Consider the following 3,318-nt stretch of genomic DNA (forward strand, 5'->3'; position numbering starts at 1 on the left):
AAATCTAACTTAAACTGCTGTCCTGTTTTCGGGGGGAATTATAGATAATTATAAAAGGATTTGAACTGAAATCGTAATGAAAATAAATCATCTTGAACAAATTGAATTCAATTTTCGACTGACATTCCATCGTGCGGACAAACGGGCAGCAGGTAACAGCACCTACCCAAAAGTGGCGGTTCAGTGGTTAAATCAAGCTTTGTGCATCTATCAAAGTTTGTGCTTGATTGAAAGTGTAGTGTTCCGAAGTCGCCACCTTCGGGTAGCTGCAAACCAGCAAGCGTAGGACGACCGACACGACCACCAACAGACGAGCGATACTCGGCAGACAATTTCGCTGTAACTTGACACAAACCGACCTGACTTTACCAACACTCAAGCCGACCCAAATGGGTTAAAAAATTTTCCCACCGCACATTTTTAAAAATAATTTTGGCCAACCGCACGTTGGCACATTTGCAAAACCGCACAAGCCGACACATCCCAAGTTTTGCAAAAGAGCCAATCCCCCCACCCTTATAAGATTTTTATCGCTTTGAATATCAATGATGTAAAATATTCTCTAAAAAAATCTCAGAAATAATTTGTGTAGTTAGGATTCCTTACTATATTTGCAACGGCAATAATGCCAAACAACAATAAAAACATAAAGAAATGGCAAAATCAATTTTCTATCACGCAGGATGTCCTGTATGCGTGAGTGCAGAGCACGACATCGTTAACTTAATTGGAGCAACTAATGTAGAAATCGTTCACATTGGCGAAGACCGTAACCGAATTGCGGAAGCGGAAAAAGCAGGTGTAAAATCTGTTCCAGCTTTGCTAACACCAAACGGCAATGTATTACACATCAATTTTGGTGCGTCTATGGCTGACGTAAAAGGCTAAAAAAAAATTTCTCTCTTAAAGTTAGGAGTCCTAATCTTAATTAGGATTTCTAACTTTATTTCAAACAATTAAATTTCAAAAAAATGAAACAAATATTTCTTCTTCTCGGACTTTCTCTTTTCGCAGTTCAAAGCTTTGCTTGCGACAAATGCGGTAACTACAACAATGATGATTTCCAAATCAAAAAAGTAAGCGTAAAACACTCACCTGAAATTGGTGCAAGCATTTGGGAAATTACCGTAAAAGGAACGGCAGGAAAAACCACGCCAACACCAGTAGGTCAACTCAATGGAGCACCTGTTTTGGGGTACGTTTTCCCAACTTCCTTGAAGCCAACTGATGTTGGATTTGGCGATACTGAAGGAATCGTGGCTTTAGCCCTTACTTCACATCCTGATTTTGACGACACTCCTCTTTGGGATGAAAATTCAGACCGCAATTTTGCCAATGACGGAATTGTTTGGCATCCGCATTGGGTAATCTTAACAGAAGACAAGCGAGTTGAAGGTGGCTTAGCTGTAAAACAATTCGACCCAAAAGACACAACAGTCGTTTTACCTCCAACTAACCCTGGAATGCCAATGTATATGGATTCCCCCGGCTTTCAAGTTATCACAAAAGGAAATACAATAAGAGTAGTTGTTCCCGATTATCGAATAAACAACAAAACGGATTTTTCCTTTGACGGTGTTGCAGCCTTTATGCAAGTAAATACAGGCGGTGATGGTGGACACGGTGGCGGAGACAAACCAATGCTTGGCGTTTACAAAGTGTATTCTGTAGCAAGCGGTAATTTATCTCTACCATATAAAGTTAAGTAATTTTATTTGCCTTGAAAAGTTAGGATACTGAACTTGCTGAAACCGATAAATATGAAGTAAGTGAATACCATAGGATTCTTGTAACTTTTGAGTCGGGAAAAAAGGCTTGGATTTATGTTGCTAAAAATTTGACGATATGAAATATTCATCATTCAACTTAAACGAACAAAACCAAAAAATTGAAAGTCGCATTGTTGTGGCTTTGGAACGAATTTCAGAGGCATTCAGGGTATTATTATGGAATGAAAGCAAAGAAAACTCATTAAGCCCAATACAAATTCAAATTTTAATTTTCATTTATTTCCATTCCTTGGAGAAATGCAAGGTGGGATATTTGGCAGATGAGTTCAATATGACAAAAGCCACAATAAGCGATAGCGTAAAAGTTTTACTTTCAAAAGAATTAGTAACTAAGGAAACTGACCCCATTGACACAAGGAGTTTTTCACTAACACTCACAAACGAAGGAAAAAAAATAGCTAAAAAAGCATCATTCTTTGCTTCGTCAATAGAACAACCTATTGAAAAACTTACTCAGGAACAAAAAGCAATAATGCTTAATGGATTGCTGAAATTGATTTATGACTTAAACAAATCAGGCATCATTACCATTCAAAGAATGTGTTTTACTTGTTCCAATTACCAACTTGATAATGGTGTTCACTACTGTAAACTCCTAAAAAGCAAACTTGCCGAAAACGAGTTGAGAGTGGATTGTCCTGAACACGAATTGCAGATATGAGCTTCATAATCGAAAACATAGCAAGCCTTAAGGGTAGAATAAGAGCAGCAGCCGAATTTTCAGGCAGAAACCCCAATGAAATTAAACTTCTATTAGCAACAAAAACAGTTTCGGCTTCAAATATTATTACTGCCTTGGAAACAGGTGAAACCCTGATTGGAGAAAATAAGGTGCAGGAAATTAAAGAGAAATTTGAAACACTAAAAGTTATCTCACACCAAACCCATTTCATAGGACATCTTCAAACTAATAAAGTCAAAGAAGTTACGAAATATGCTGACTGCATACAATCTGTTGACAGGTTGGAATTAGCTGAAAAATTGCAAAAGAGATTAGAATTTGAAGATAGAACCATAGATGTTTTTATTCAAGTAAACACTTCGTATGAAGAAAGTAAGTTTGGCATTTCACCCGAAAATGCTTTGATTTTTGCTAAACAAGTTAAACAACTTGACCGATTAAACATAAAAGGCTTAATGACTATCGGACTTTTTTCTGCGGAAACACAAAAAGTTCGAAAATGCTTTCAATTGCTCAAAAACATTCAACTAAGTATGCTAGATAAAGACTTATCTGTTCACGACTTATCAATGGGAATGAGTAACGACTTAGAAACAGCCATTGAAGAAGGCTCAACGATAATTCGAGTTGGAACTGCAATATTCGGCAAACGACCTTATCCGGACAGCTATTATTGGAATGACAAGATAGAAACCAACCCACAGGTGTAAGCACATTTGCAAACCGCTACAAGCCAACCCGCAGACCAAAGTTTGCAAAAGAGCTTCCACCTTTCCCACCCGAGTAAATTATTTTTTAAAATTACTAGTGATGCGTTAAGTTTTTAAAATTCATTGTAAAGCATTG

The 3,318-nt window shown here is 37.3% G+C and carries 4 protein-coding genes; all 4 read left to right on the forward strand.

What is annotated here, in order from left to right; all coding sequences use genetic code 11:
* Positions 1-654: 654 nt before the first annotated feature.
* Entirely contained in the window at positions 655-888 is a 234-nt protein-coding gene (locus NGM62_RS21605) for a hypothetical protein (protein WP_026711556.1), read from the forward strand.
* Between the two features lie 83 nt (positions 889-971).
* A complete protein-coding gene (locus NGM62_RS21610; protein WP_262250381.1) occupies positions 972-1,709 on the forward strand; it encodes a hypothetical protein in 738 nt (245 codons plus the stop codon).
* Between the two features lie 136 nt (positions 1,710-1,845).
* On the forward strand, positions 1,846-2,451 hold the full coding sequence (locus tag NGM62_RS21615; RefSeq protein ID WP_262250382.1) for a MarR family winged helix-turn-helix transcriptional regulator: 606 nt from the start codon (positions 1,846-1,848) through the stop codon (positions 2,449-2,451).
* Entirely contained in the window at positions 2,448-3,182 is a 735-nt protein-coding gene (locus NGM62_RS21620) for a YggS family pyridoxal phosphate-dependent enzyme (protein ID WP_262250383.1), read from the forward strand. The genes NGM62_RS21615 and NGM62_RS21620 overlap by 4 nt, the downstream gene beginning before the upstream one ends.
* Positions 3,183-3,318 lie beyond the last annotated feature (136 nt).

This window comes from Parapedobacter soli, from assembly GCF_025460835.1.
Classification (GTDB): domain Bacteria; phylum Bacteroidota; class Bacteroidia; order Sphingobacteriales; family Sphingobacteriaceae; genus Parapedobacter; species Parapedobacter soli.

Coding starts and splice junctions, on each gene's coding strand:
- NGM62_RS21605 (WP_026711556.1), top strand. CDS start 655: ATGGCAAAATCAATTTTCTATCACGCAGGATGTCCTGTATGCGTGAGT.
- NGM62_RS21615 (WP_262250382.1), top strand. CDS start 1,846: ATGAAATATTCATCATTCAACTTAAACGAACAAAACCAAAAAATTGAA.
- NGM62_RS21620 (WP_262250383.1), top strand. CDS start 2,448: ATGAGCTTCATAATCGAAAACATAGCAAGCCTTAAGGGTAGAATAAGA.
- NGM62_RS21610 (WP_262250381.1), top strand. CDS start 972: ATGAAACAAATATTTCTTCTTCTCGGACTTTCTCTTTTCGCAGTTCAA.